The sequence below is a fragment of the Streptomyces sp. JJ38 genome (genome assembly GCF_019303475.1).
GTDB lineage: Bacteria > Actinomycetota > Actinomycetes > Streptomycetales > Streptomycetaceae > Streptomyces.
On the sequence record NZ_JABLSI010000050.1, the window covers coordinates 47525 to 53546 of the forward strand.

The 6022-nt window shown below is 71.8% G+C and carries 6 protein-coding genes and 1 tRNA gene; 5 read left to right on the forward strand and 2 right to left on the reverse strand.

The window, feature by feature from the left end; translation table 11 throughout:
* Window positions 1-19: 19 nt before the first annotated feature.
* From HPT28_RS22450 to HPT28_RS22470, 5 genes are all read left to right on the forward strand, one after another.
* Complete coding sequence (locus HPT28_RS22450; protein WP_191210540.1) at window positions 20-916, forward strand: bifunctional DNA primase/polymerase; 897 nt, start codon at window positions 20-22, stop codon at window positions 914-916.
* Window positions 913-1275, forward strand: coding sequence for a hypothetical protein (locus tag HPT28_RS22455; protein WP_219093007.1), 363 nt, complete (start codon window positions 913-915; stop codon window positions 1273-1275). The genes HPT28_RS22450 and HPT28_RS22455 overlap by 4 nt, the downstream gene beginning before the upstream one ends.
* The gene (locus HPT28_RS22460; protein WP_219093001.1) at window positions 1272-2519 is read left to right on the forward strand and encodes a DUF3631 domain-containing protein; all 1248 of its coding nucleotides are present in this window, start codon (window positions 1272-1274) and stop codon (window positions 2517-2519) included. The genes HPT28_RS22455 and HPT28_RS22460 overlap by 4 nt, the downstream gene beginning before the upstream one ends.
* Before the next feature lie 181 nt (window positions 2520-2700).
* Window positions 2701-2889, forward strand: coding sequence for an AlpA family transcriptional regulator (locus tag HPT28_RS22465; RefSeq protein WP_219093002.1), 189 nt, complete (start codon window positions 2701-2703; stop codon window positions 2887-2889).
* Window positions 2890-2955: 66 nt separating this feature from the next.
* Entirely contained in the window at window positions 2956-4362 is a 1407-nt protein-coding gene (locus tag HPT28_RS22470) for a tyrosine-type recombinase/integrase (RefSeq protein ID WP_219093003.1), read from the forward strand.
* 143 nt (window positions 4363-4505) lie between these two features.
* Here the strand turns inward: HPT28_RS22470 and HPT28_RS22475 are convergent.
* Together HPT28_RS22475 and HPT28_RS22480 are read right to left on the reverse strand one after the other, a co-directional pair.
* Window positions 4506-4592: transfer RNA gene (locus HPT28_RS22475), tRNA-Ser, on the reverse strand.
* A gap of 43 nt (window positions 4593-4635) precedes the next feature.
* A partial coding sequence (locus HPT28_RS22480) for a S1C family serine protease (protein WP_219093004.1) occupies window positions 4636-6022 on the reverse strand: 1387 nt, incomplete at its 5' end.

A 6022-nucleotide genomic window follows, 5' to 3' on the forward strand; every position in this document is an offset into this window, starting at 1 on the left:
AGAACTGGAGACCTCCAGCATGACCCATGACCGCAAAACCGTGCTGCTCTCCGCAGCACTGGACGCCGCCGAACGCGGCTGGCCCGTCCACCCCCTGCGTCCCTGCGGCAAGCGTCCCGCCCTCCACGGCGAGAAGGCGTGCACCGGCCAGGGCATCTGCGCCGGTGGGCACGTGAAGTGGGAGCAGCGGGCCACCACCGACCCGGGGCGCATCGAGCGCTGCTGGGCGACGGCGCCGTTCAACGTCGGCATCGCCACCGGGCCGGCCGGGCTCGTTGTCGTCGACCTCGACTTGCCCAAGGACGACAGCAAGACGGGCACGCCGTGCGGCGTGACGAACTTCCGTGCGCTCTGCGAGCGCGCCGGGCAGCCCGTCCCCGCCACGCGCACCGTCCGGACCGCGCGCGGCGGGAAGCACCTGTACTTCCGCGCCCCCGATCGGGTCCAGCTCCGCAACACCCAGGACGAACTCGCCGGCAACATCGACACCCGGGCCTGGGGCGGCTACGTCGTCGCCCCGGGCAGCAATATCCCCGAGGGCACCTACCAGCTCATCGACGACACCCCCGTCACGGAACTCCCGGCATGGCTGCTGGACGCCCTCACCCCGGCGCCGCCGCGGCCGGTCCGGCTGGCCGTGGCCCGCTGCGGGAACCGGCTCGCCGACGCCGTCCTGGAACGGGAGACCGCCGCCGTTGCCGCCACCGCTGAGGGCGGCAGGAACACGCAACTGCTGGCCAGCGCCCGCGCCGTGGGCCGCTTCGTCGCATGGGGCGACCTCCCCCGCCACCAGGTCGAGGAGGCTTTTCAAGGGGCAGGGGAGGCGGCCGGCCTGGCACCGCAGGAGTGCCGCGCCACCATCCGCAGCGCCCTGAACTGGTCCATCCGCACCGCCCGCCCCCGGGAGACGGCATGAACCACCAGACGCCGCCCCCCGCCCTGAAAAGCCCCACCCGGCGCCCCACCGGCCCGGCAGCCGCCGACACCACCCCGGCCGCGACGGCGGGTGGGGCGCCGAGGAACGCCGCCCGCAAGGGCGTCCTTTCAGCACTTCGCCCTGACCCGCACCCCGCCGACGGACGCCACCCCGTCGCGTGGCTCCACATCACCGCACCCGGACGCGGCACCATCCCCGTCGCGACGTCCACGTGCCAGTGCGGGCGGGACCGCAGCGCCGTCGGTCACCGCCAGGTCCTCGCCCTGGCCGAAGAGCACACCGCACACCGAACCCTCTGCCCACTCCGCAACGCCCAGGAAGGACGGTCAGCCGCATGACCGGCCCCAACACCACCGCACCGGCCATCGACGGCGCCGCCCTGCTGGACGACGTCGAAGCCTTCCACCGCCGCTTCAACGTCTTCCCCCGCGAAGCCGCCTACGTCGCCGTCACCCTGTGGGACGCCCACGCCCACCTCATCGACTGCTTCGACTCCACCCCCCGCATCGCGTTCCTCTCCCCCGAACCGGGCTCGGGGAAGTCGCGGGCCCTGGAGATCGTGGAAACCCTCGTGCCGAACCGGCTGGTGGCCGCGCACGCCACCGCCAACGCCATGTACCGGGCCGTCGGCGACGGGAACCACCTCCCGACCGTGCTGTTCGACGAAGTGGACACCATCTTCGGGCCCAAGGCCGGGGACAACGAGCCACTGCGCGGCTTCATCAACGCAGGCCACCGCCGAGGCGTCGGCGTCCTGCGCTGCGTCGGGGACGGCTCCCACCAGGAAGCCAAGATGTTCGAGACGTTCTGCGCCGTCGCCATGGCCGGCCTCGGCAGCCTGCCGGACACGATCCTGAGCCGCTCGGTCATCATCCGCATGCGCAAGCGGGCCCCCAACGAGCACGTCGAGTCCTACCGGCTGCGCACCCACGAACCCCAGGGCCACGCCCTGCGGGACCGGCTCGCCGCCTGGGCCGACCAGGTCCGCGACCAGGTCGACGGCGCCTGGCCCACGATGCCCGAGGGCATCGCCGACCGGCCCGCCGACGTGTGGGAACCCCTCCTCGCCGTCGCCGACGCCGCCGGAGGCCCCTGGCCCGAGCGGGCGCGGGCCGCCTGCGTCGAGCTCGTCCACGCCGCCCGGGAAGGCGACAAGGCGTCCGTCGGTGTCCAACTCCTCACCGACCTGCGCGACCAGGTCTTCTGCGGAGCCGACCGCATGCCCACCGCCGCCATCCTCGAATGCCTCCACGCCATCGAGGACGCCCCCTGGGCCGACACGGACGGCAACGGCAAAGCCCTCACCGCACGCGGCCTCTCCAAGCTCCTCGGGGGCTACGTCACCAGCGAGAACAAGCCCATCCGGCCGCGCTCCATCCGCACCGCCGGCGGAGTCCCCAAGGGCTACTACGCCGAAGACCTCACCGACGCCTGGCTTCGCTACTGCCCCCGCCCCCCTGAGAAGTCCGCTACATCCGCTACACCCGCTACACACCAGGTCAACGGGGGCGCGGATGTAGCGGAAGAGCTCCCCGGCATCCGCTACATCCACCCCGCAACCGCTACCGGCACCGTCGCCTGACCACCGACACCCACCCCCAGCCGCACGCAACGGCGTAGCGGCACCTATCCGCTACACCCCGCCCATCCGCTACACCCGCACCGGCTCTGACCTGCGGTGTAGCGGATGTAGCGGATGTAGCGGCACCCACAGACGGGGGAAGCGAAGCCCCCGACCGAGCCTCGGAAACAGGAGTCGCGTCATGGCACGCACCCAGATGCTCAAGCTCCCCGAAGTCCTCAACGAGATCGGCATGAGCCGAGCCGCCTTCTACCGCATGCGCGCCCGCGGCAAGGCGCCCCGCATTCGCAAGCTCCCCAACGGCCAGGTTCGTATCAGCCGGAAGGACCTGGACATGTGGTGGGAGCGCTGCGAGCAGAGCGCCGCGTAGGCCGCCGGAACCCGCCGACGAGGGGGCCCGCCATCAGGAGGCGGGCCCCCTTCCTCATGGAGACACATGCTCACGTATGACGTAGACATCTGGTCGATCCGAAAGCGCGCGGGGCGGCCGAAGCCGTACGAGCTGCGCTGGCGGGTCGGCGCCCGCCCGCACTCCAAGAGCTTCAAGCTCAAGCCCCAGGCTGACGGTCGCCGCTCGGAACTCATGGCGGCGCTCCGTGACCGTGAACAGTTCGACGAGGACACCGGCCTGCCGGCACGTGAACTCGCTGCCCTCAACTCTCCCAGCTGGTACGAGCACGCCACCGAATACGTGCTCGTGAAGTGGTCCCGAGCCGCAGCCAAGCACCGCGCCGGGATCGCGGAAGCGCTGGCGGTAGTCATTCCGACGCTCGTCACGACGCATCGTGGGGCGCCGAAACAGAGGACGATGCGGGCCGCGCTCTACCAGTGGGCGTTTCGCGCCGTCCTCGGGCCCGACGGCAAGCTGGTCGCTCGCCATGTCGCCGAAGAGGCCCCGGACGACATCTCGGCTGCGCTCGCATGGCTTTCCCAGCATTCGATGAAGGTGAAGGAGCTGGAGAATCCGGCACTGCTCCGTCCTGCTCTCGAAGCGCTCTCCCGCCGCTTGGACGGTCAGAAGGCGGCGGAGAACACGGCTCGAAGAAAGCGCATGGTGCTCAGCAACTTCCTGCGCTACACCGTCGAGGAAAAGGGGCTGCTGTCCGCCAACCCTCTTCGTCGGGTCGACTGGACGCCGCCGCAGACGGAAGACGAGATCGACTTCCGGTACGTCCCAGGCCCCGCGCTGGCCCGCCGTCTGATCAACGCCGTGCGGGACTCCGGCCCACGCGGCCGGCACCTCGCCGCCTTCTTCGGGTGCCTCTACTACGCCGCCATGCGCCCTGGTGAAATCGCTTCGCTGAAGGTCTCGCACTGCACCCTGCCGCCGGATACACCTGCGGCGGCCGAGCAGTGGGGTGAACTGCTGTTGGGCGAGAGTCGGCCGGAGGTGGGCGGCGGCTGGACAGATGACGGCGCGTCATACGAGGCCCGGGGCCTGAAGCGTCGGGCGAGGACGGCGACTCGGTCCGTGCCCATCCCGCCCATCCTCGTGACGATGCTCCGGGACCACATCGCCGCGTACGGCACCGCCGAGGACGGTCGGCTGTTCAAGGCCGCCCAGGGCGGCCGGGTGCGCTCAACCGAGTACTGCGAGCTGTGGGACGGCGCCCGCAGCGCGGTGCTGTCGGAGCAGGATGCGAAGACGCCTCTGGCGTCGGTGCCCTACTCGCTCCGCCATGCGGGGGTCTCGCTGTGGATCAAGGCGGGCGTGGACCCGGCTGAGGTCGCCGAGCGGGCGGGGCACAGCATCGCTGTGCTGTACCGCTTCTACGCGAAGATTCTCAAGGGCGACCAGGCCCGCTCGAACCGGCTCATCGCCCAGGGCCTCGCCGAGGAGTAGGGGCCCTGCCTTGGCCCACAGATGGCCCATACGTACTGGTCAACGCTGGTACACGGGCGACCCAGGGTGAGACAGGGTGAACGCCGAAGGGGTGTCCGTCGTGGACGGGCACCCCTTCTGAGCTGCTATTTCGTTGACCTGGGCGGAGGCGGTGGGATTTGAACCCACGGTGACATCGCTGCCACGACGGTTTTCAAGACCGTTCCCTTCGGCCGCTCGGGCACACCTCCTCGCGCGGGGCGCCGGGCTCCGCGCGAGGAACAGCCTAACGGTTCAGTCGCCGTCGCCCACGCGCTCACCCAGGGTCAGTTCGACCTGGGTCTCCTTGCCGTCGCGTTCGTAGGTGAGGGTGACCGTCTCGTCGGGGGTGTGGGTCCAGATCTCGCTGATCAGGGTGGGTCCGCTGTCGATGGGGGTGCCGTTGAACTTGGTGATGACGTCGCCGGGGCGCAGGCCCGCGCGGTCGGCCGGGCCGCCCGGGGTGACAGCGGGGGCGTCGCCCTCGCCGCGCTCGGAGATGAGGGCGCCGTTGCCGCTCTGGCGCATCTCGACGGTGGCCCCGATGATCGGGTAGACGGGCTCGCCGGTCTCGATCAGGGTCGTCGCCACGCGCTTGGCCTGGTCGACGGGGATGGCGAAGCCGAGGCCGATGCTGCCCGCGGGGCCCTCCATCGGGCCACCGCCGCTGGACTGGATGGCGGAGTTGACGCCGATCACCTCGCCGTCGGCGTTGAGGAGAGGCCCGCCGGAGTTGCCGGGGTTGATGGAGGCGTCGGTCTGCAGGGCGCTCATGTAGGACGGGGCCGAGCCCTGGGCGTCGCTGGAGGCCACGGGGCGGTTGAGCGCGGACACGATGCCCGTGGTGACCGTTCCGGAGAGGCCGAAGGGGGCGCCGATGGCGATGGTGGAGTCGCCGACGGCCACGTCGTCGGAGTCGCCGAGCGGGAGCGGGGTGAGGGTGGCGCCGTCGGGGTCGCTGAGCTTGATGACGGCGATGTCGTAGCCCTCGGCGCGGCCGACGACCTGGGCGTCGTACTGCTTGCCGTCGGAGAAGACGACGTTGAGGTCCGCGCCCCGGGCGGCGCTGGCCACGACGTGGTTGTTGGTGAGGATGTGGCCCTGCTTGTCGAAGACGAAGCCGGTGCCCGTACCGCCGCCGCGGTTCTCGCTGCCGCCGTTGACCTGGATGGTGACGACGCTGGGCAGGGCCTCCTGCGCGATGCCGGCGACGGAGTCCGGCGCCCGGTTCAGGGTTCGCTGGCCCTCGGACGAGGAGGACTCGACGGTCTCCGAAGTGCTGTCGGCGCGGTCGGCGGCCCAGTAGCCGACGCCTCCGCCGACGCCGCCGGCGATGAGCGCGGCGACGACGAGGGCGGCGATGAGGGGGCCGCGGCGCTTGCGCGGGGCGGGCGGTGGCAGCGGGGCGCCCCAGGGCTGGGCGAAGCCCGGCCCACCGGGGCCGTATCCGCCGCCGGAGCCGTCGTGGCCGTGTCTGCCGGCACCCGGGCCGTGTGGTTCCTGTGGGCCGTGGTGCCCGGTGGGGCTGCCGGGCGGCGGGGAGGCGGGAGGCGGGCCCCAGCCGCCCGAGCCGTGCTGGGCCGTCGGCGCGGGAGTGGCCACGTGGCCGGGGGAGGCAGGGGGCGAGGTGGGGGCGGCCGGG